Origin of the sequence: Spirosoma lacussanchae (genome assembly GCF_005870035.1) — a bacterium.
GTDB lineage: Bacteria > Bacteroidota > Bacteroidia > Cytophagales > Spirosomataceae > Spirosoma > Spirosoma lacussanchae.
In genome coordinates, this window is sequence record NZ_SWJG01000001.1 from 1,543,303 (window position 1) to 1,566,632 (window position 23,330).

The 23,330-nt window shown below is 54.2% G+C and carries 16 protein-coding genes; 7 read left to right on the forward strand and 9 right to left on the reverse strand.

Going from position 1 to position 23,330, the window contains the following annotated elements; all coding sequences use genetic code 11:
• The first annotated feature begins 62 nt into the window (after positions 1 to 62).
• Positions 63 to 1,085 (forward strand): DUF6807 domain-containing protein, encoded by a 1,023-nt coding sequence (locus tag FBR45_RS06405; RefSeq protein WP_138500393.1) that lies wholly within the window; start codon positions 63 to 65, stop codon positions 1,083 to 1,085.
• 90 nt (positions 1,086 to 1,175) lie between these two features.
• Positions 1,176 to 2,822 (forward strand): hypothetical protein, encoded by a 1,647-nt coding sequence (locus tag FBR45_RS26325; protein ID WP_171044846.1) that lies wholly within the window; start codon positions 1,176 to 1,178, stop codon positions 2,820 to 2,822.
• Between the two features lie 70 nt (positions 2,823 to 2,892).
• On the opposite strand, the gene FBR45_RS06415 is transcribed toward FBR45_RS26325, so the two are convergent.
• A complete protein-coding gene (locus FBR45_RS06415; RefSeq protein WP_077920266.1) occupies positions 2,893 to 3,288 on the reverse strand; it encodes a hypothetical protein in 396 nt (131 codons plus the stop codon).
• A 225-nt stretch (positions 3,289 to 3,513) separates the two neighbouring features.
• Between FBR45_RS06415 and FBR45_RS06420 the strand changes: the two genes are divergently transcribed.
• Complete coding sequence (locus tag FBR45_RS06420; protein ID WP_138500394.1) at positions 3,514 to 5,019, forward strand: 4Fe-4S binding protein; 1,506 nt, start codon at positions 3,514 to 3,516, stop codon at positions 5,017 to 5,019.
• An 89-nt stretch (positions 5,020 to 5,108) separates the two neighbouring features.
• Entirely contained in the window at positions 5,109 to 5,801 is a 693-nt protein-coding gene (locus FBR45_RS06425; RefSeq protein WP_138500396.1) for a type 1 glutamine amidotransferase domain-containing protein, read from the forward strand.
• 32 nt (positions 5,802 to 5,833) lie between these two features.
• Here the strand turns inward: FBR45_RS06425 and rfbC are convergent, their stop codons facing one another.
• On the reverse strand, positions 5,834 to 6,379 hold the full coding sequence (gene rfbC, locus FBR45_RS06430; RefSeq protein WP_138500398.1) for a dTDP-4-dehydrorhamnose 3,5-epimerase: 546 nt from the start codon (positions 6,377 to 6,379) through the stop codon (positions 5,834 to 5,836).
• A 109-nt stretch (positions 6,380 to 6,488) separates the two neighbouring features.
• Here rfbC and pyrF point away from each other — a divergent pair, with 109 nt between their 5' ends.
• The 3 genes from pyrF (at position 6,489) to FBR45_RS06445 (ending at position 13,347) form a co-directional block, all read left to right on the forward strand.
• Positions 6,489 to 7,313 (forward strand): orotidine-5'-phosphate decarboxylase, encoded by an 825-nt coding sequence (pyrF, locus tag FBR45_RS06435; protein WP_138500401.1) that lies wholly within the window; start codon positions 6,489 to 6,491, stop codon positions 7,311 to 7,313.
• Between the two features lie 69 nt (positions 7,314 to 7,382).
• Entirely contained in the window at positions 7,383 to 8,678 is a 1,296-nt protein-coding gene (locus FBR45_RS06440) for a DUF2851 family protein (RefSeq protein ID WP_138500403.1), read from the forward strand.
• Between the two features lie 136 nt (positions 8,679 to 8,814).
• Entirely contained in the window at positions 8,815 to 13,347 is a 4,533-nt protein-coding gene (locus FBR45_RS06445) for a putative Ig domain-containing protein (protein WP_138500405.1), read from the forward strand.
• A gap of 77 nt (positions 13,348 to 13,424) precedes the next feature.
• Here the strand turns inward: FBR45_RS06445 and FBR45_RS06450 are convergent, their stop codons facing one another.
• The 7 genes from FBR45_RS06450 to FBR45_RS06480 all read right to left on the reverse strand — a co-directional run bounded on the left by FBR45_RS06450 (position 13,425) and on the right by FBR45_RS06480 (position 23,234).
• Positions 13,425 to 14,765, reverse strand: a complete 1,341-nt coding sequence (locus FBR45_RS06450) for a Gfo/Idh/MocA family protein (protein ID WP_138500407.1) — start codon at positions 14,763 to 14,765, stop codon at positions 13,425 to 13,427.
• A gap of 172 nt (positions 14,766 to 14,937) precedes the next feature.
• Positions 14,938 to 15,681, reverse strand: coding sequence for a 3-keto-disaccharide hydrolase (locus FBR45_RS06455; RefSeq protein ID WP_138500409.1), 744 nt, complete (start codon positions 15,679 to 15,681; stop codon positions 14,938 to 14,940).
• Between the two features lie 51 nt (positions 15,682 to 15,732).
• Positions 15,733 to 16,659 (reverse strand): sugar phosphate isomerase/epimerase family protein, encoded by a 927-nt coding sequence (locus FBR45_RS06460; protein ID WP_077920257.1) that lies wholly within the window; start codon positions 16,657 to 16,659, stop codon positions 15,733 to 15,735.
• A 188-nt stretch (positions 16,660 to 16,847) separates the two neighbouring features.
• The gene (locus FBR45_RS06465; protein WP_138500411.1) at positions 16,848 to 18,530 is read right to left on the reverse strand and encodes a RagB/SusD family nutrient uptake outer membrane protein; all 1,683 of its coding nucleotides are present in this window, start codon (positions 18,528 to 18,530) and stop codon (positions 16,848 to 16,850) included.
• Between the two features lie 13 nt (positions 18,531 to 18,543).
• Complete coding sequence (locus FBR45_RS06470; RefSeq protein WP_138500413.1) at positions 18,544 to 21,621, reverse strand: SusC/RagA family TonB-linked outer membrane protein; 3,078 nt, start codon at positions 21,619 to 21,621, stop codon at positions 18,544 to 18,546.
• A gap of 44 nt (positions 21,622 to 21,665) precedes the next feature.
• Positions 21,666 to 22,454: a FecR family protein gene (locus FBR45_RS06475; protein ID WP_138500415.1), complete on the reverse strand. Its 789-nt coding sequence runs from the start codon at positions 22,452 to 22,454 to the stop codon at positions 21,666 to 21,668.
• Between the two features lie 111 nt (positions 22,455 to 22,565).
• A complete protein-coding gene (locus FBR45_RS06480) occupies positions 22,566 to 23,234 on the reverse strand; it encodes an acetoacetate decarboxylase family protein (protein WP_138500417.1) in 669 nt (222 codons plus the stop codon).
• Positions 23,235 to 23,330 lie beyond the last annotated feature (96 nt).

The window sequence follows — 23,330 nt, forward strand, 5'->3', positions numbered from 1 at the left end:
GGTCGGGGCATTTTTCTTGTCTGCTCCTCCTAAATCGATCAATAGCCTAGTAACTGCGACTTATGTTCCGACTTGTATGCCTGCTTCTGCTGACAGCTTCTGTGGTTATAGCCCAACCCAATCAAATTCAGATTAAACATGACCCGGCAGCCAAACGGGTCGCGGTGACGGTCGATGGAAAACCGTTTACGGCTTACATCTATCCCGGGCCAACCGTGTTGAAGAAGCCGGTGCTGTACCCGATCGTGTCGGCGGGCGGAAACGCAATTACCCGTGGATGGCCGCTCGAGCCGCGTCCGGGCGAGCGGGTCGACCATCCGCACCATGTAGGGATGTGGTTCAATTACGGCGACGTAAACGGACACGACTTCTGGAACAACTCAATAGACGTAGGCCCGGAGCATAAAGGACCGTTCGGCACGATCGTACATACGGGGGTTACGTCGATGAAAGGCGGAAAGGGGCAGGGCGAACTGGTCGTCACCGCCGACTGGCTCGATAAGGATAATCAGCTGATGCTGCGCGAAACGACCACGTTCCGGTTTGGGGCCAGCGCCGACAGCCGCACCATCGACCGCATAACCACGCTTACGGCGGCTGGCAAAGAGGTAGTCTTTAAAGATAACAAAGAGGGGATGATTGCGCTCCGGGTAGCGCGCCAGCTGGAACAGCCTTCTACCAAGCCAGAAGTGTTTACCGATGCGCAGGGCGTGGCTACCAAAGTGCCCCTGCTGGATAATACCGGCGTAACGGGTCTTTACCGGAGCAGTGAGAACAAAGAAGGGGATGCTGTATGGGGTACGCGGGCTGGTTCGGTTGCATTATCAGGCGTTGTTGGTTCTGAGAATCTGGTAGTTACTTTGCTCGATCATCCTAAAAATGTAGGTTACCCTACCTACTGGCACGCCCGGGGTTACGGCCTTTTTGCGGCTAATCCGCTGGGCCCCAGTGTGTTTACAAACGGTAAAGCGCCAGCTATGAATTATACGCTGGAACCGGGCAAATCCGTCACGTTCCGGTATCGACTGCTGGTTGAGTCGGGCAAGGGAAAAACGTCGGCTAAGGTTCCGCCAACCGACTGGTAAATAATTACAAACCGCTCTGATACAAAGACGTACTTTGGCATATAATTTGACCAGGGGGTTTTCGTACCCCGTAAATGTGTTAAGTTCTGCATGTCTTGTACGCTCTCTCTCAATCTGTACTCACGCGTTTGTAGTAGTCTCTTTGCCTGCCTGATTGTCTGGGGGTCACTATCGGCGCAACCGCGTGCCACGACAACGAAATATGCACCCCCCAGAACCCGGGTTGGTGCCTCGTTGGACGGGTTACACACCATAAAAAACGATAAGGTTGAAGTAGGTATCGATCTGAACTACGGCGGGGCCATGACCTACCTGGCGTTTCGGAACGACCAAGGCGGAAAAGTCAGTACCCGCAACATGATTAACAATGCCGATCTGGGTCGACAGGTACAGATCGCGTTGTACGGCGGTCCGCTCGACTATTCGAAGAACGGGGCGCCGGCCTGGACCGGCCTGGGCTGGGATCCCATTCAGGCTGGCGATACGTACAATAATCCATCCCGGGTTACGGCGTTCGAGAAGCAGGATAACCTGCTCTATGTAAAGTGCGTACCCAAGCAGTTTGCTCTCAACAACGAAGACGGAGAAGCCACCATCGAACACTGGATCAGGCTGGAGGGAAACGTAGTTAAAGTACATGCCCGCGTGGTACTTTTCCGAAATGACAAGACACAGTACGAGGCCCGTCAGCAGGAGATGCCCTGCGTTTACCTGAACGGCGAGTATCACAACATGTGGTACTACAAAGGCAACGACCCGTTCACGAACGCTTCTGCTGATGTTATCCGGCCCGTGCCGCCCAAGGAGCGGGTTCCGTTTGGCGATGTGTATCCAACCGAACCCTGGATGGCCTCAACCAATGTGAACCAGTATGGAGTGGGCCTATACGTACCCAACAATTACGACTGGAAGAAAGGCTACTTTGGTTCCGACCTGGATGGCGATGAATACAGCCAGGTTGCATCGTACATCGCTGCCACCAACTTTGTCTTACTCGATCACAATGTTGTTCATGAGTGGGACTACGCGTTGATTGTGGGGCATCTGAACGAAATTCGATCGTACGTGTACGCGCAGCCGCGTCCCGTTGCCGGTCCAAACTACCGATTCGATACGTCGCGTAAAGGTTGGTATTACTACAATACGCAGGATACGGGCTGGCCAATCAATGGCAAACTACGGGTGTTGCTGAATAACACGCCCAATAACCATATCAAATCGCCATTCGTTTTTTGGAAGGGTAGGGAAGTGCCCAAAATGTACATTCGGGCGGCTTTCAGGAACAACGAGAGTCAGGATACTAAGTCTCCTTTTCGCCTGAGCTGGCGCCGACCAGAAGACGCTGCTCTCCTCCGAACAGATGATCGGCGAATGAATTTCGTGGTCGATAACGACGGACAGTACCATACCTATGAGATCGATCTGAGCAAGAATGAGAACTGGATGAGCCAGAATATTGGTCAGATCGAGCTGCAGCCCGCCCCGGATGGACCTCGTGTAAACGGGTGGCTCGAAATCGAGTGGATATCCACGTCTCCCAATGGTCCGGTAACGGAAACCATAAATTCGCCCGTTACGGAGGTTATAGTACCGCCTGTTATCCCGCCCCCGGTCAAGCAGCCCGACAATGAGGCTCCCGTAGTGCCCGTGGTTCCGGTAACCCCGGTGGCGGAGGCCCCCAAAGCCAACGAATGCCAGCCCAAGTGTGTAACTATTGTGGTTACGAGAATTCGATAAGGGTATATATCAGCCATAAAAAAGCGATACACCATGTAGTCATGTATCGCTTTTTTGTGGCTGGTTCGTATTAATTCAGATGGACAAGGGCTGATCGATACACGCGGCCCTCAAGCTGATGCATCCAGTTGCGTAAGGTATCATTCTCGCCGGTGGCCCGGTTTAGCTCACGATCAATCTGGCGGAGCAGAAAAAACAACTGGTGAACATGCAGCCATTGCTGATGCAGCTGAGCTACTTCCTGGGTCGACCGGCTAGTCTGGCGGGCCTCGTGAGTCAGTTGCCGCAAACTCATTTTGAGGTGGTAACGCAGAATCATGAGCCGGCTGGCCATTGGTAGCTCGGCAGGGTCGCGCTCCATATAGGAAATGCTTTTGGCCAGCATGTTATTACGCTGCTGAAGCTGATCTGAAACGATCATCCAGGCATGCTCGGCCCGGAGCGACTCATAGGTGATGGTTTTCATGGAATATGTACATTACGGTTCAAACAAATATACTGATCCTATTGAGTTAATAGTTGGCTAGGTCCTGTTATTGTAAAATTTTAATCTGCAAAACCGTCGTTTGGCCGATGATTAGAGTGGTATAGTGCAAAAAAGGTTTAATCCGCCTTTGAGAAAACTCAACCGGCCATATACAAAAAGCATAGCACAATTAGAGTAACTTTCAGGTCTGAAATCAGCTCAACCATGAAACGGATCAAATGGCTGGGGTTATCCCTTTTCCTGATCGGGTTTGCCCTCTGGATTTTTACATTAACCCTGAGCCAGTTCCAGCTCACGGATTCTATACTCGATGCGTCAGTAAAACCTGAGCACCGCAACATCCTGCGCCAACAGACCGCGTTCATGGCGAACAAAGTATATACCAACAACTGGTCATTTATCAGTGACTTCCGGGGGGCTGTCGATGCCTATAACGATGAGGTACGGGCGCAGAAAGCATGGGACAAAGTCATTTATGACAACTACGTTTTCGATGTGACAAAAAATGCCTCGCTGGGGGTATTACACGATGGTCAGGTCTGGCTTTGGTTCTGGCTGAGCCTGGGTTTGGCCGCCCTCGGGGGGCTGATCTATGCCCTGACGGGGTTGAAACGGCTACCCGGTATCGATAACAATCGACAATATCGGCACCCGGCAACTGACCGGGGCTGGATCGGGATCAGCGTTGGCGTTTTTCTGATTGGTTTTTACGTGGCGCTTTACTTTTACCCCGAATACCTGACCAACTGGGTGCTGCTGGTCGATCCCATCAGTCGCGCCCTGAACGCTGGTGCGGCCAGCCGGTGGTTTCTGTACGGGTTTCTGTACACCCTCGTCATCCTGGTCATGGGAGTGCGCATGCTGGTTAACTACCGGCACAGCCGTTATCAGCAGTTGCGCACGGTATCAGTCATGTTTTTTCAGGTAAGCTTTGCCTTCCTGATTCCGGAAATTATGCAGCGGCTCAACCAGCCTTATCAGGATCTGAAGAATATCTGGCCCCTCGACTACACTTTTTTCTTCGATTACCGCATCAATGAAAAGCTACAGGCCGGCTCGCTTGGCATCTTTATGCTGGTTTGGGGTATCGTACTGGCCCTGGTGGCGGTGCCTGTACTGACGTATTTCCTGGGTAAGCGCTGGTATTGCTCGTGGGTGTGTGGTTGTGGCGGCCTGGCCGAAACGCTGGGAGATCCTTACCGCCATCTGTCAGACAAGAGCCTGAAAGCCTGGAAGGCAGAGCGGGTAATTGTGCATAGTGTGCTGGTGTTTGCGGTCGGCATGACCCTGCTGGTACTTTACACGTATTTTACCGGGCAGCCTGCCATACTGGGCTTTCTGGATAGTTATTCGGTGCGCTCGGCCTATGGTTTTTACATCGGCTCTCTGTTTGCCGGGGTTGTAGGAACCGGTTTTTATCCGCTGATGGGCAACCGCGTATGGTGCCGCTTTGGTTGCCCGCTGGCGGCCTATCTGGGTCTGGTACAGCGGTTTAAGTCTCGGTTTCGTATTACGACCAACGGTGGTCAGTGTATATCCTGCGGCAACTGTTCCGCCTATTGTGAAATGGGAATCGACGTGCGGGCCTACGCGCAGCGGGGTCAGGATATCGTACGCTCGTCCTGTGTAGGATGCGGCATTTGCTCGGCCGTTTGTCCGCGTGGCGTATTAAACCTGGAACTGGGGCCTGTAGCGACGCGGAAGATATGAGCAGACCTGCCAGTTTTTAGCTAGCCTGTGCTGGATTCGTGTAACACGCTTAACTTTACCGCCTACCGATAACCGAGCCCCGCCCCTCTATGGACCCTATCTATCGCGCGCTGATCGTGTGTACCAATCACACCGATTATCCGACCAAACCGCACAAAACAGGATTATGGCTTAGCGAGGCCACTCACTTTTATGACGAGCTGGCTGACCGTAACCTGCCCTACGACATAGCCAGTCCACTGGGCGGTCCCGTCCCGATCGATGAGAAAAGTATGGACCGGCGCGATACCGTTAACGAGAAATGGTATAACAACCCCGTATTCAGGGATAAACTCGACAATTCGATCCGGCTCGACGACGTAGACCCGGCCAACTATCAGATTCTGTACTTGACGGGCGGCCACGGGACCATGTGGGATTTTCCGAACAATCCGCGGCTGTTGGAAATCACCCGGGATATCTACGAAAACGGGGGTATGGTAGCCGCGGTCTGCCACGGCGTATGCGGCCTCCTGAACGTGCAGCTGTCCGATGGGTCTTTGCTGGTGAATAACCGACAGATAACCGGATTCTCCAACATGGAAGAAAAACTCGTTCGGCTCGACGAAGAGGTTCCGTTTCTGCTCGAAGACGCCCTTCGCCAGAAAAACGCGCTTTATAGCAAAAGCATCATTCCATTTTTGCCTTACATTGAGGTTGACGAACGGCTCGTAACGGGCCAGAACCCGCTGTCGGCGCGTAAAGTAGGGCGGAAAGTGATGGAAGAAATGTATGAGAAATAAAAAAGGCACGGTCTGTACCGTGCCTTTTTTATTTAGACGACTACATTCGGAAAAACCTCCCGCAGCAGCTTCAATTCCTGATCTTTTTCGGAGACGATGGGGTTACTGACGCCCCAGTCGATATTCAGGTCGGGGTCGTCCCAACGAATCCCCGATTCGGCCGCTTTGTTATATACATTCGTGCATTTATAGCTGAAAATGCTGTCTTCGAGTGCTACAAACCCGTGGGCGAACCCTTCGGGAATGTAAGCCATATTAGCCAGACGCGCATCCAGCAGGAACGTTTCGTACTGGCCAAACGTAGGCGAATCGGGACGGAGGTCAACGGCTACGTCGAGCACCTGACCAGTAATGACACGAACCAGTTTTCCCTGGGCAAAAGGCTCGTTCTGCATGTGCAGACCACGCAGCACACCCTTTACAGAAAACGACTGGTTGTCCTGAACGAAGTCCATGGGTAAGCCTAGCGATGCAAACATAGGCTTGTTGTATGATTCGAAGAAATAACCACGCTCATCGTCAAAAACGCGTGGAATCAGTTCTATCAGGCCCTCAATGGCCGTTTGCCGAACTTGCATAGGAGATTTGGTAGATACGAATACAGGAGACTTCTACAAATGTATGAAACCGGACCGGTAGTTCGTACTTTTGGGCGGAAGCTATTTAGTCTATGGCTTTTTTATCAGAATGACCTACCAGGAGTTAAGCGAACAGATTGCACAGAAGCAATCCTATCTATGCGTCGGCCTCGATACTGACCTCAAGAAGCTGCCCCATCACCTGCTGACAGAACCCGATCCGGTTTTTGCGTTTAATCGGGCCATCATAGATGCCACGGCCGACCTGGCAGTGGCCTACAAACCCAACATTGCTTTTTACGAAGCACAGGGACCCCGGGGCTGGGAGAGTTTGCAGAAAACGCTCGATTATATCCCGGCCAACTGCTTCACCATTGCTGATGCCAAACGTGGTGATATTGGCAATACGTCGGGCCTGTACGCGCGGGCGTTTTTTGACCCTGCAGCCGCCGGACTCCATTTCGACTCTATTACCGTGGCGCCCTACATGGGCCACGATTCCGTAACGCCTTTTCTCGACTACGAAGGGAAATGGGTCATCTTGCTGGCTCTGACGTCTAACCCGGGTAGTGCTGATTTTCAGCGGCAAAGCCTGGGCGAGCAGGAACTGTTCGAAACCGTCATAGAAACCGCCAACAGCTGGGCAGGCCCCGATCGGATCATGTTTGTCGTTGGCGCCACCCAGGCCGCTGAGTTAGGCCGTATCCGGCAGCTGGCTCCCAAAAATTTCCTGCTGGTTCCGGGAGTAGGGGCGCAGGGAGGGTCGCTGGAAGATGTATCGCGCTACGGGCTGACAACTGATGGCGGCCTGCTTGTCAATGCATCGCGTAGTATCCTGTACGCGTCCGGCGGTACCGATTTTGCCAGGCGGGCGCGGGCCGAGGCCGTGAGTTTGCAACAGGAAATGGCCCGTCACTTACAGGCAATATGCTAAGGGTAGTGGGCTAATTTCGGGTTTGTGTATATTTGTGCTAACTGACCTTTTTGTCAGTATCCAGCTACCGTGCCCGAATCGTTTCTGTATTTCCTTTGGCAATATCAGTATATAAACCCCAGCCTGCTCGTCACGACCGATGGTGAGCAGGTTGAGGTGCTGCATCCGGGTTTCAGAAACCACGGGGCTGGTCCCGATTTCATCAATGCGCGGCTGCTCATAGGTGGGCAGGAATGGGGAGGTACCGTTGAGATGCATACCCGAACTACCGACTGGCTAGCCCATCGGCATCAGCACGACCGCGCTTACGACAATGTCATTCTGCATGTCGTCTGGCAGGACGATCAGCCAGCCAGCAGTCGCCGGGTCGAGCGCACCGATGGCACACCCCTTCCAACACTGGTTCTTGAACCCCTCACAGACCGGGCGCTGATCGATCGGTTCGGGCAGCTTCACGATTCCGCTGAGCCAATTCCCTGCGCTGCTCAGTTTCGGTCGGTGCAACCGCTGCTGATAACGTCGATGCTGGATAAAGCCATGCTGCAACGGCTCGAGCGCAAAGCCGCCAGCGTTCAGGCCATATTTGACCAGACAGGATCGGACTGGGAAGAAACGGCGTATCGGCTGCTGGCCGTAAACATGGGGTTTAAACTGAATGCGGAGCCGATGGAGCAGCTTAGCCGGGTTGTCCCCCTGAAAGCTATTCTGAAGCATCGGGACAAGGTTATTCAGGCCGAAGCCATGCTATTTGGAGCTGCCGGCCTGCTCGATGAGTTAACCAATCCTGATGAATACAGCGGCATGTTGCAGCGGGAATACCGATTTCTGGCCGCCAAATACCAACTGACTGGGCTACAGGTGACGGCTCATGCCTGGAAGTGGGGCCGCCTTCGACCGGCTAGTTTCCCTACGCTTCGGCTGGCTCAGCTGGCCCGGCTGCTTACCCGGCACGCGAGCCTGTTCTCATTGTTTGTGGCAACGACCGATGTTGAACTAATCCTTCAGGGGTTACAGGTTACGCCCTCTGAGTATTGGCAGACACACTACCGGTTCGGGAAATCCACCGATAGGGGAGCTCCGGCGCTGGGTCGTATGTCGGCCGAGAATATTCTTATTAATACGGTTGTGCCACTGTTGGCTGCCTATGCCCATCACCGGGGCCAACCCGCCTATCTCGATCGGGCCATCGCTTTGCTGGAGCAACTCCCCGCCGAACATAACCGACTGACCGACGGCTGGAACAAACTGGGTATGGGCATTCAGACCGCGTTCGACTCGCAGGCGGGTATAGAACTGTATAATGAGTTCTGCACCCAGAAGAAATGCCTCAGCTGCCAGATTGGAGCCGGATTGTTGAAAGGATAAATTACACCAGTGGTCCACCTGCTAAGAATCTATACTTATACTATAAACGTAAAGATTTATTAACGAGAGGTCCTGACCTCCGCCATACCTTTGTTATTAACCAGCATATCCTGGTTTTTATTCTACCCAAAACAATATGTATAAAATTTACAAACTACTTTCATCAACGATGGTGGGCGGGTTGTTTATGCTGGCGCTGCTCAGGCCAGCCGACTCCCGGGCCCAGGTGTCTTTGTCGGCGGGTAACCTGACTTACACCCAGAATTTTAATGGACTTGCCACCAGCGGCACTGCTAATGCGGATTTACCTCTCGGGTTTTTGTTGCAGGAAAGCGGAGGAGGAGGCCGTGATAACGAACAGTATGCGGCCGATGCGGGGAGTTCAACCACGGGCGATACGTATAGCTACGGATCAGCCGGCAACTCGGATCGTGCGTTGGGGGGGCTGGCTTCGGGAACGCTGCAATCCGTTTTTGGTGTCGTTTTTTCCAATAATACCGGCACGGCGATTACCTCGTTAACCATCACCTACACTGGCGAGCAGTGGCGCGTTGGGGGGGGCAGTCCACCCGCAGGCCCTCAGCGGCTAACATTTTCCTACGTTGTCGGGGCTTCGCCCACGCTCAGTTCAACGGGTACTCCCGTAGACGCACTGGATTTTATAAGTCCTATATCAGGCGTTGCGGCTAGTGCTTTGGATGGCAACCTGGCCGCCAACCGGACAACGCTGACCCAAACCATTACCTTCGCAACGCCGGTAGAGGCTGGTCAGCAGATTTTACTCCGCTGGACGGATGCGAACGATACAGGAAATGACCACGGTCTGGCCATTGATGATCTGACGGTAACGGCGTCGACCGCTGGTGGGGTAGCTCTGCCAACAGTAACCCTGACTGCTACGGACGCTACTGCTGCGGAAGCCGGTTCTGACCCGGGCACGTTTCGTTTCTCACGGACGGGTTCAACAACCGATCCGCTGACGGTGTCTTATACGGTTGGGGGTACAGCCACGAATGGCACCGACTATACCCCGACCCTGGGCGGAACCATTGTCATTGCCGCTGGGTCGGCTTCTGCCGATATCACCATAACGCCCGTTGACGACGCCGACTCGGAGGGCGCTGAGACGGCTACCCTAACGCTGGTCAGCTCGTCCGCCTACGCTGTTGGGGCCAGCCCAGAAAATCTGGCAACGGTACTCATTACCGACAATGAAAGTGCTCCAGCCACCCGAATTCGGACCATACAGGGCACCTCGCATACATCGCCCCTGCTAGGACAAACGGTTACTAACGTTCTTGGAATTGTAACGGCTCGTGCGTCGAACGGATTTTATATGCAGGACCCCGACCCGGACTCCGATGACCGTACATCTGAAGGTATTTTTGTTTTCACCGGAAGTGGTACAGCACCGGCTGCCACTATCCAGGTTGGTGACGGTGTTCAGGTAAGTGGAGTCGTTGGTGAGTTTGGAACGGGGACTAACCTGACTATAACGCAGATTACCAGCCCCACTATAACTGAACTGTCGGAAGGTCAAACACTACCAGCCGCAACGGTTCTGGGCGCGGGCGGTCGGGCTATTCCAACCACAGTTATTGACGATGATAACTTCGCCAGTTTTGACCCTGCAACCGATGGAATCGATTTCTACGAGAGTCTCGAAGGAATGCGGGTGCAGATAAACAATCCGGTAGCCGCAAGCCCTACTGTCACCAGCGGGGGAGGTCAGGGTGAAGTATGGGTGCTGGCCGATAATGGCGCCAGCGTAACCGGCCGATCGGCCCGGGGAGGTATCGTAATCAGCGCAGCTGACTTCAACCCGGAGCGCATCCAGATCGACGACAATCTGCTGAACCCGCCCAGCAACAGTTTTGTCACGCCGGTGGTCAACACCGGTGCTCTGTTCAATACGATTACCGGTATTGTCAACTATGCCGCTGGTAACTACGAGGTGCTGGCTACCTCATCGCCAACGGTGATTTCAAATACATTAACCAAAGAGGTGACGGACCTGACCGGTACGGCCAGTCAACTGACGTTTGGCACCTTCAACGTGGAGAACCTGGACCCGGGCGATGCTACGTTTTCGGCCATTGCGGGTCGAATCGTTACCAATCTGCGCTCACCGGATATTCTGTTGCTGGAAGAAATTCAGGATAACAATGGGCCAACGAACAATGGAGTGGTGGATGCGTCAACGACGTTCGGCCTACTGATTAATGCGATCACTACGGCTGGCGGACCAACCTACGAGTATCGGCAAATCAACCCCGTTAATAACCAGGATGGCGGAGAGCCGGGCGGAAATATTCGGGTAGGATTTCTGTTCAATCCGTCCCGGGTTACGTTCGTTGATCGGCCGGGTGGGACATCGACCAGCGCCACTACTGTCAACAATGTTGGTGGCAAGCCACAGCTGTCATTCAACCCGGGGCGGGTTGATCCGACGAATCCGGCCTTTGACGGAGCTGGAGCCAACAGTGCAAGCCGGAAACCGCTGGCTGGTGAGTTTCTCTTCAATGGGCAAACGGTATTCATTATTGGTAACCACTTTGTATCGAAAGGGGGCGACAATCCTTTATTCGGTAATGTGCAGCCTCCTGTTCTGAGCAGCGAAACCCAGCGTAATCAGCAGGCTACTGTAGTACGTGATTTTGTGCGTGCTATTCTGGCCATCGATGCCAGCGCTAACGTTATTGTGGCTGGCGACCTGAACGATTTTGAATTTGCCAGTCCGCTCAACATACTGAAAGCGGCTCCACTGACCGCGTTGGTCGAGACTTTGCCAGCCAACGAACGCTATACCTATAATTTTGAAGGCAACGCACAGGCCATTGACCACATTCTGGTTAGCAGTAACCTGACCGGTAATCGACTCGACCGGATGGATGTGGTGCATATCAATTCGGAGTTCTCTGATCAGGACAGCGATCACGATCCCAGCGTTGCCCGTTTCAATCTGGCGTCGGCAGTTAGCACACTGGCGCTCATTGCGCCCACGTACAACTGCCAGACCGGGGCCATTACGTTCCGGACCAGTGGGGGCGACGGCACGCCCATCGAGTTTTTCGGACTGGGGATTACCCCGACCTGGACAACGAACCCGGACGGCACTATCGATGCCGAGAAACGCTCGGACCCCAACAGCGGCACAACTATTCTGCTCCGGGCTCGTCAGAGCGGTGTAGAAGTTACGTACGAGTTCGATTTTGGTGCTTTCTGCCGTACGCAGGGTGGTAATTTGCCGCCAACGGTCAACGTAACGCTGCCAGCCCAGACCGGCAGCGTAGGTCAGTTTTTCAGCTACAAGCTGCCCGACGGCACCTTCTCCGATCCGGAAAGCCAGGCCATCACGATTAGCATTACAGGGTTGCCAGCCGGCCTGAACCAGACCCCACCCGACCTGCGGCTCATTTCTGGTACGCCTACGCAGGCAGGTAATTTTACGGCTACAGTAACCGCTACCGACGCGCAGAACGCCAGCACCAGCACTACGCTGACGTTTACTATTCAGCCGGGTGGGGGTAACCCTCCGCCAAACAACGGCAATGTGGCGGTTGGGCAACCCATTCCGAATCAGGCCAGCTTAGTCAACCAGTTCTTCAACTTCACTATTCCGGTCAATGCCTTTACCGGAACGGTAGCCTCGGTCGATGTGAGTGACCTGCCTCGTGGCCTGATGTACAACAGCGGCACGCGTACCATCAGCGGCACGGTGAATCAGCCCGATCAGCGGTATATCAACGTGACGGCCTCGGATGGGCAAGGCAACAGCGTCCGCAGCGGCTTCCTGCTGACGTTCTCGACAGGTTCGCAGGGTAGTCTGGCCGTAGCACAGTCGATTCCGAACCAAACCGGTACGGTGGGGCAATTCTTCAGCTTCGCTATTCCAGCTGGTACTTTCTCCGGGCCGGTAACCTCGGTTGATGTGAGCGACCTGCCGCGTGGCCTGTTCTACTACAGCAATACGCGTCTTTTCGACGGTACGGTGAGCAGCCCCGACCAGCGGTATATTACGGTAACGGCTTTTGATGGACAGGGTGATCAGGTGCAAACCACGTTCCTCCTTACCTTTAGCAACCCAGGCCCGGCCAGCCCACCAAATACGAGTGGCAACCTGGCGGTGGCGCAGTCGATTCCGAACCAAACCGGCACGGTGGGCCAATTCTTTAGCTTCGCCATTCCGGCCGCTACGTTCTCGGGCCCAGTAACCTCGGTGGATGTGAGCGATCTGCCACGCGGGCTGATGTATACCAGCAACACCCGCACCATCAGCGGTACGGTAAGCCAGCCCGATCAGCGGCTGATGACCGTTATTGCGCTCGACGGATTGGGTAACGCCGTTCGGACGACGTTCACCCTGGCGTTCACCAGCCCAGGGGGGCGTCTGGGGGCTTCGGCCGAACCCGGCTCCGCGCTACAGGCGACGCTGCTCCCCAACCCCGTTGGCGAGGAGTTTGGAGTACGGATTACGGGTGCCCAGGGCCAGACAGTACAACTGCTGCTGACCGACCTGAGCGGCAGCGCCATTCTGAACACGTTGGTCGATGTCACCACGACCGAGCATGAGGAGCGGCTACGGCTGGGCCATTGGGCTCCGGGTCTGTACCTGCTGCGGCTGCGGGCCAATCAGCAAACCGTTACGCTGAAGGTGATTAAGCGATAACTGACGGACTAAAAAAGAAGGCGGGCGGTAAAGAAAATTTTCTTTACCGCCCGCCTTCTTTTTTAGTCAGAACAGAACTAGCTCGTAACCATATCCTGCTTGGTCGAGTCCCAGGTAACGCGTTTGCCGGTATGCAGGGCCGTAGTAGCCATAATGTTGGCCACCGAGTGGTTGAAACCAGCCCGGGCGGGCGCATTGGGCTCTTTCCGCGAGCGAACACACTCCATCCAGTTGAGCATGTGTAATGAGGTCATTGGGTCAGCGCCGGTGTTGGCACCCGTTTCCATACGGGCTGCGTTGGCCAGTGTCATCTCCGGCAGCAGGTTAGCCTGCATGTCCATCTCTTTGGCGAAATTCGCTTTCAAGCCACCTTCGGGAGTGATCTTGTTGGTATCGAGATTAATCATGCCGCCGTTCGAGTAGTAATACTCTTTGGTACCACCCGCTTCGTTGTGCATCCGCGACGAGTACAGAACCTGAAAGCCTTTGGTTTTGTCATTGTCGGGGCCGTAATCGAAAACGGCGGTGAACGTATCGGCATTGACGCGGCCATCTTTCCAGACGTAAACGCCCCCGTTGGCCACCACCGAGCGAGGATGCTCCAGCCCGCTGAACCAGTGAACGGTATCAATCTGGTGCGACATCCATTGACCCGGAATGCCCGACGAGTACGGGTAAAACAAGCGGTATTCGAGATATTTGCGCGGGTCCCAGTCTACTTTGGGGCGGTTGAGCAGGAAGCGGGTCCAGTCGGTATCTTCTTTCCGGATTTCGGAAACCAGTTTGGCCCGGCGCCACCGGCCGGGTTGGTTAACATTCCAGGTCATTTCGACCATACTAATGTCGCCGAATTTACCGGAGCGTATAAATTCATTGGCCGCGTGGTAGTTGGGGGCCGACCGGCGCTGCGATCCTACCTGGACAATTTTTTTACTTTTGTCGACGGCTTTTACGGCTTTGCGGGCGTCGTCCAGCGATTCGGCAAAGGGCTTTTCTACGTAGGCATCGCGGCCCGACTCAACGGCGTCGACCAGGTGCAGGGCATGTTGAAAATCAGCGGTGCTGATGATAACGGCGTCAACATCTTTCCGGTCGAGGAGTTCGTCGTTGTTGCGGGCTTTAAAAAAATTGTCGGCAGCCCAGCTTTTTCCTTTCAGGAATGATTCGGCTTCGTCACGACGACGGCTCCAAATATCAGATACACCCACGAAGGCAAAGTTGGTATCTTTCATGTGGCTGGCAAATGCTGGGGCGAGCGATTGCCGGAACCGATCTGAGAAGCCAATGATACCAACCCGCACCCGGTCGTTGGAGCCCAGAATGCGGGCGTAACTGCTGGCCGAGAAGCTGGCCGTCGGTAGCGCCAGGCCCAGGCCGGCTACAGCCGTTTTTTTAATGAAATCGCGACGATTTTCCATAGTGACGTAGTATCTCTGTTTTATAAAATACGATGTATGCCTTTACTCCCTCATCAGCCTGTTACTCGCCTGACGTTATTCAGACAAAGTCATGACTGGCAGGTACTTTACTTGGCTGATACTCAGAATTAGGATGACGGGCTGGTTGCCTGTTCGGGTCTGTGGCTCGGTCTTATAGGGTTTTTATCTTGATGTTGCGGTACGATACCTGATCGCCATGATCCTGAAGCAGGATGTGGCCTTTGCTGGCCTCGCCAAACCGGCCGTTGGCGTTATACTCGGGGGCTTTGTATTTACTCATCGCAACCAGTTCCCGGAATTTCTCGCTGCCCCGTTCGTATTCGACCACTTTTTTGCCGTTCAGCCAGTGTTCAACGTGCTGCCCTTTTGACACAACCCGGCCCGTGTTCCATTCGCCAATGGGGTTGGCTTTCTTTCCGGTGGCTGTAATCAGGTCGTAGAGCGAACCGATCGTTCGGTTACCATCGCGGCCCATCTTGGCGTCGGGGTGTTTGTCGTCATCAAGAACCTGGAACTCCAGACCAAAGGCCGACCCTTTGGGTTTCGGCTGCTGCTCAACCACGAAGTATTTGAGGCCGCTGTTAGCCCCTTCGGTGAGTTTAAAATCGAACGTCAAATCGAAATCGCCGTACTCGCCGGTTGTAACAATGTCGCCAAAACTCTGCGACTCTGACCCGTCTGATTTCTGAATACTCAGCATCCCATCCTGTACGGACCAGCCTTTATCCGGAAACTTGTCTTTGTAGGCTCCGCGCCAGCCGTTTGTCGTTTTACCGTCGAAAAGTAGCTTCCAGCCTTCTTTCCGTTCTTTATCGGTTAGGGTATTGGGGCTTTGGGGTTTTTCGGCAGCTATCAGACTCAGCGACAGAATGCCGGCTACAAGAAGGTGTTTCATACGTGTTCAGATTTACGCCCGGGGGCCAGAGGTAAACTCCGGTGCACTGGCTTACAGGTTGTGTTTAAGCGTTTTGGTAATGTAATCTTTATTGATCTGGGCACACTGGGCTGCCGATTTGTCTTTTTCAGGAACGCCATCCAGTTCAATGATGCCCCAGCCTTTGAAGTTAATCTCGTCAAGGGCACTAAATACGGCGGGTACGTTGACATTGCCCCGGCCCAGCTCAACGAACTTGTAGGCTTTAGGATTGTCGGGTTTGTCTGGCAGAGGTGACATAGTGTCTTTCAGGTGCAGCGCATATAGCAGATCCTTATACTGCTTCACGGCCTGTTCGGGTTGTCCACCGCCCTGTTTGTAGTGGGCAATGTCGAGCAGTAGCTTACAGTATTTCGGGTTCATGGCCTGTACAATGACATCTACTTCTTCGGGCGTTTCGCCGAGCTGGTTCATGTGGTTGTGGTAGGCCGCCTGAACGCCCATATCGGCAGTTTGTTTGCCGATCTCGTTCATGACGGCCGCCAGCCGTTTCAGTTCGTCGGTGGTTGGAAGCCGGTCTTTGGGCCGAACGCTGTTGGTGAGCTGAATGGCCGACCCGCCCAGGGCTTTCACGAAGCTGGCGTGAGCCACGTGCATATCGATGGTACTCTGTTCTTTGGCGGGATCGATCTCTACGTTACCGCTCGAGAACATGGCCAGCTTCAGTTTATGCTGATCCAGTAACGCTTTCAGTTCTGACGGTTTGGCTTTGTAGGGGCCAAAGGTATTCGCTCGCAACTGAACACCCCGGTAGCCAAGGGCGGCCAGATCGGCAATGGCCTGGGCATCGTTGCCGCCCCAGGTGATGGCTGAATAAGCGATCTGCAAACCAGACTTTTTTGCTGACTGAGCCAGCAAAAAATCGGCTCCGGCTGTGAGAGCCAGAGCCGAAATACCAGTGGTTTTCAGAAACTGTCGTCTATTTACAGTTTCATTCATAGTGATAAGGGTTAGGAATAATCAGTATAAGCTGAACCGAATACTGATGGTTAAACAGAGCATGCTATACGCCCATGTATCTGTGTAAGACGCCAATGCCGTTTTTCTACTTATTCCGACAGGGGCAGAAACAAAAAGCACCGGAACGAGCGGGTTCCGGTGCTCTTGCTCAGTATGGCCCAACGAGACTAGTAGCCTGGGTTTTGTGGGAAGGCGGTAGCTCCGTTGGTGGTGCGGTCGATCTGATCCTGCGGAATGGGCCGCAGCACGTGGAAATCCTTGATGTTCGGACCGCCATCGGGGTTGTAGGCTTTGACGCGCTCAATCAGTTTACCCGTCCGTTTCAGATCGAACCAGCGGAACATTTCGCCGGCCAGCTCGCGGTCACGCTCATCGAGGATGAAATCGATACTCAGCTGAGCGGGGGTAATTTCCATCTGAGTCTGCCGACCCGGCCAGGCCGCCCGCCGACGGACTACGTTGATGGCTTCGGCTGCTTCGGTGAGCTTGCCGAGTCTGAACTGCGCTTCGCCCAGAATCAGGTAGGTTTCGGCCAGTCGGAACATCAGGAAGTCGCGGCTACCGGCTTCGTACGTCCGGTCGGGGCGGAGGGGATCCAGGAACTTCTGCAGGGTTGGGAACAGGTTGGGGCGGTAGTTGCTCGGCACCAGCACCTGGTATTTGCGCTTGGCCCGATCCGCTTTGGACATCTCGAAACCCGGAATGAAAATCGTTGTATCGCCGGTAGCAAACGTGAGCGACGTTTTTGAATCGTCGAACATGTTGGTATAGGTGCCAGGGCGGTTGCTGAGCCAGGTATCCTTAAACGTCTTTTTGTAACGCGAATCGTTGACCCGGTTTGCCTGGGCAAAAACCGTTTCGAGCATATACGTCGTTGGGCGATAGCGTTTGAAAGGACGGCCACCCAGTACATCGCGCTGCATACCCGCCTGCGTGTCGTATTCCATACCGAAATACAGGTGAGTTTGGTTACCGTTTACGGAAGCACCACCAGCTACACCAATGTTGGTTAAGGCGTCGGACGTGTATTGCGTAGCGAAAATAACTTCGCTGTTGATCTCACCGCCCCCCTGGGCAAATACGCTCGCGAAATCAGGCAGCAGCGCATAGCTGTAATTTTTGATGACGTTCGTGGCGTAGGTAGCTGCTTTGGCGTAGTCGTCGGCGGCAGCAGCTTCTGAAGTCGCTTTGGTCAGATAGACACGGGCCAGCAGATGTTCAGCCGCGCCTTTGGTAGCCCGGCCGTAGTCTGAAGTCGGCGTACCCAGATCCGGTATGGCTGATTCCAGATCGCTGGTGATTAAGGCATATACATCTTTGACCGAGGCCCGGTTGAACGCCTTAGTTGGCTCCAGATTGCCTTTTGTGATCAGCGCAACACCGCCGAAGGTCTGTACCAGCACGAAATAATGGTGAGCCCGCAGAAACTTCATCTCGGCGACCCGGCGCTTGACCAGGTTGGCATCCAGACCGGTGACCGTAGCGGCATTATCGATGACAATGTTCATCGTGTTGATGCCCACGTAGAAATTGTTCCAGAGGTCACGCAGGATGTCGACCCGCCCGTCAAACTGCGACAGGTACTGGTTCATGAACTTGTAACTCCCATCGGCCCCCATCGTATAGGTGTCGGTACCGAATACGGTCAGGTTCATGCCAATCTCGCGGCCATAGAAATCGCGCAGAGTTGAATAAGCTGCGCGGCCTGCGGCTTCGAACCCGGCTGCGCTGTTGATGTACTGAGCGCCTACCTGCGAAACAGGTACCTCTTCCAGTACGTCTTTGCAGGAGGTTGTGCTAAAGAGTAAGCCCGCGGTTAAGGCACTTACCAATAAATATGACTTTTTCATGGATAGGTTGCAGTTAGAATTTGGCGTTGATTCCGAACGTGAATTGCTTGACGGCTGGCGTCTGGCTTTCGTTGACCGAATCGAATGACTCGTTATCAATGCCTTTGTATTTAGACCGGTATTCCGAGAAGATGAACGGCTGTTGAGCCGAAGCAAATACCCGCAGGCTACTCATCCGCAGCCGTTTGGTAACTGACTCGGGAATATTGTATCCAATGTTGATATTACGTACCTTCAGGAAGGTGCCGCTGAAGTACTGCAGCGTAGACTGGAATACCGGAGCCTCCTGCGCTTGGTTAGGACGAGGGAACTCGTTGGTTGGGTTGTTGGGCGTCCAGTAGTCGACATCGAGGTTGTTATACCGGCCAGCCAGCGAGTTGAACGACGTATGGAAGCCGCTGCGAATGGTGCTGCCCACCCGCGCAAACAGGAAGAACGACAGGTCGAAGCCTTTAAAGCTGAACCGGTTGGTCATACCCGCCGTAAACTCCGGTACCTGCGACCCGATAATGACCCGGTCGTCGGCGTTGATTTTGCCATCGGGTTTGCCCGTTAGCGTACCATCGGCGGCCCGGCCGTTGTTATCTTCTACTTTGATTTCACCCACTTTGCGACCGAAGCTGGCTGCGGCCGATTCTTCGCCGAGCTGCCAGATACCAATTTTCTTGTAGTCGAAGTAGGCTGTCAGAGGCTGACCAATGAAACGGGCGTTACCAATGTCGTCGACCTTACCGTTGAAAAGTTCAACAATGGATTCCCGGTTGCGGGCCCACTGGACGTCGGTTGTCCATCGGAAACCGCCGGCTGTGCTGACATTGACCGTCGAGAGGGTTACTTCTACCCCTTCGGTTCGGGTTTTACCCACGTTGCGGAGTACGCTTCCGTAGCCGCTGGTGAACGGAAGCTGGTCAGACAGCAGCAGATCGCGGGTGTTGGCCCGGTACACTTCAATCGTACCCGACACGCGACCCCGGTATAAGCTGAAGTCGAGACCGATGTTACCCGTGGTGGTCGTTTCCCATTTCAGATCCGGGTTGCCAATGCTGTTGGGACGGTAACCATAAGCGGGCGCACTGCCAAACGCATAGGTAGTACGGGTAAGCAGCGTCTGGGTCTGGTACGGGTTGATGGCCGTGTTGCCGGTTGAGCCGTAGCTAACCCGCAGTTTCAGCAGATCGACCCAGGTGCTGCTTTTCAGGAACGATTCGTTGCTGAGGTTCCAGCCAACCGCTGCCGAGGGGAAGAAGCCGTATTTGTTATTGACACCGAAACGGCTCGATCCGTCGGCGCGGGCGGTAAGCGTGAGCAGATATTTGTCGTTGTAGTCGTAGTTGATACGACCCATGTACGAGTTCAGCGTCCACTGGGTCAGGTTGGTACCGATCCCGTTAATGATGGTGGCCTGACCGAGGTTAAAGTACTGCTGGGTCTCGGCCGGAATACCCGTTACGCTCATCGTCCCTTCTTCCACGTCGTCGCGCTGCAGCGAGTGAAGCGCCGTGATATTCAGGTTATGTACATCGGCTAGCGTTTTCTGGTACGACAGGATGTTTTCAAGCGTATAGTTGAACTGGTAGTTATAGCCCGTAAAGCCAGTTGGGTCACCACCACGCCGGGCGTTTGTCTGGCTGCCGACAAAGCGGCCAACCCGCCGGTTGGTGAAATCAGGGCCGAAGTTGACCCGGTATTTCAGGCCATCGATGATGTTCCACTCGCCATACAGGCTGTTGAACATCCGGATTCGTTTGACCAGATCGATCTGCGCACCCGGAATAATTTCGGCAATCGGGTTCGTTCGAAGTCCGTCTGAGGTAGGCAGGAAGATCAGGTTGCCGTTGTCGTCATACGGTTTGCCGAGCGGATTTTCCTGGAGAGCTCCGCCGTAGGGGTTGAAGTTTTCGCCATTCTGCAGGCCATAAGCGCCTAGTGACGTAAGTCCCACCCTGATTTTCTTACTGATCTGGTGGTCAATGGCCAGACGGAAGTTATACCGGGTAAAGTCCTGATTGTAGATAATCCCTTTTTCGTTGAAATACCCGACCGACAGGCCAAACTGGGTTTTTTCGGAGCCACCCAGCACCGAAACGTTGTGACTCTGGATGCTTCCCTGACGCAGTAAATAAGATTGATAGTCAGTTGTCCGGTTTTTGGCGATGCCATCCAGCTCGATGGGCTCAAACAGAGCTGCATCGGTCGTATAGGCATTGACCGCCCGGCGCGACTCCCGTTTGTATTCGGCAAACTGGGGGCCATCCATTACGTCGATAGTTCCGAGCGAAGTGGATGTGCCATAGTAGCCGTCATAAGCTACAACCGTACCGCCTGGTTTGCCGCGTTTGGTCGTTACGATAACTACGCCGTTGGCGCCCCGCGATCCGTAGATGGCTGTAGCCGATGCGTCTTTCAGGACCTCCATACCCGCAATGTCGTTCGGGTTAACGTCGTCAATGTTCCCGGCCAGCGGAATCCCGTCCAGTACATAGAGGGGGTCGTTGCTGGCGTTGATGGAACGCCGTGCCCGAATCCGCACGGTTACGCCGGCCCCCGGCTTACTCCCGTTCTGAATAACGTCAACACCCGCTGCCCGGCCCTGCAGGGCTTGCCGCGCGTTGGTGATGGGTAATTCGGCGATTTCTTTTGCCGATACCGACGAGATAGCACCCGTTAGCTGGCTCTTTTTCTGCGTACCGTATCCTACAACAACTACTTCGTTCAGGGAGCGATCGTCGGTTTTCAAACTAAGATTGATAGTCGCCTGATTGCCAATCGTAACTTCCTGACTGATAAAGCCCACTGATGAAAAGACCAGTACGGTTCCGCCCGCGGGAACTCCAATGCGGTAGTTGCCTTCGGCATCGGTAGTGGTACCGCGGTTGGTTCCTTTCACGGCAACGTTGACCCCGGGTAAGGGGTTGTTGTCATCGGTCGACAGTACACGACCGGTAATGACACGCTCCTGAGCCGGGTCGACAAGAACAGAGCGATGAATAGGGGGGGCGCTGAAAGCAGGCTGACCCAACAACGTAAGTGCCGTTAGCATCGCAACAGGACGCCACGACAACCCAATAAATTGGGTAGTTGTTAACTTCATAAATGAACAGGTTTAGACAGGTTTAGGACAACAAATTATAAAACTCAGGGTAAGGCTTGAATCGACCCGCCTGCAACCTCAACAGAATCGCCGGGCTGCAGGCGAATAGATTGTTGTTGACTGATCAGCAGATTAACCTGGCCGGACCGGAGCGCCACTCGGGTGCCTTTGGGCCGTTGCCGTACGCGAAACGTGGTACCAACAGCCTCGATGGTCAGGTCGGCTGTATGTACCCGAAACAGTCTCGACGAACTGGTATCAGGTCTGTGAACAACCGCGAAGTCAGCTTCCCCCTGCAGCCAGACCGCCCTCGGCGATTCGTCGTTCCAGCAGCGGGCAAACCGAACTACGCTGTTCGGATGTAATGTAACCGTTGAGTTGTCGGGTAGCCGGACACGGCGTGTCTGGCCAGTATTTGTGCGTACTACCTGTACTGATTGCTCGGGGCCGTACTGCATCCACAGCGCCCAGCCTACGAGCAGGATTAGACCCAGCGTGGCAGCTACGGTCCGGAAAAAGTACCACCAGCCAACCACGGCCCGTACATCGGGTTGCAGCGGACGAACATCTTCCATCGTTTCGAGCGATTCGCGGATGCGCCCCCAAACCGTCGAAATCTCATCGGTCGTGAGTGAGGGAAGCATCGGACGACTACCGGTCTCTACCAGGATGCGCGCCGTATCAACCGTTTCTGCACAGGCGGGGTTGTTACGCAACCACTGCTCCCAGTACGCCACCACCTCTTCGTCGTCGGGGTGTTTTACCCACCGGACAAACAGGTCGTCGAGGGCAAACTCCTCGGCGCTGTAGGCAGCGTATGGTTTCTGATGCACGTTTTAGATGTTGACTTTTGTCTTAAAGGGTGAGCTTTGAGGAGTTCTACTTATGTCACCTGTCGTTGATCCATGGGGTTAGGCAGGTGCCTTCCAATTAAAACCACAAAATCAGGCTTGTATCTGTCTGGGATGGGGAAACTGCATCCTAAAATTTTCTACCGACAGCGTAAGTATCGGTTTTATTGCACTTAAATCTGGAAAAAAGGTACTATCAATAGTAACATCGGTCAAAGTAGCCAGTCTGGCTGAACCCGATGCCCTTGGTTTCGTCAGCAACAGACCACTGGTCGTGGGCTCAGAAGCTCGGGTGAGTGACGCCTGCACAACCCGAAAACCAGGCATAAAGGCCGTAGAAATCCGAAAACGGGGTCCCCACGTTTTTGCCTGAACTGACAGAAACGGCTGCCCTTTGTGACTGACCGAGATCTGCTGATGGCCATTGGCCTGTTCTGAAAAAGCGAAGTCGGCCCGCTCTTTCGGAATGCCCCAGTTAAGCCGGCCATTCACTACGCTCTCCTCGGTTGACACATAAATTTTGGTGATGGAAAAGCTGGTCGTATGCCCTAAGCGAAACAGACCCGGTATGAAGAGCAGCTCGGCATACGGACCAACGTTAGAGGTTTGATAGTTGACCAGCATGACTGTACCTAGCCAGCCCCGATAGGCGACTTGCTGGTAGGGTCGAAGAAACCCATGTCGGCGAACAAAGGCTTCCGGAAAATGGGCAACCAGAATCAGACCGTGACCGGTAAGTGTCCAGGGGGGAGGGGCGTTCATCTGATGTTGGGGCGTTAGCAAAAGGAACAGACGGGCGTTTCTGAACAGGCAACATCCAGGCCAGCGGGCTAGTTTCTATTAACCGGCTTGTAACCA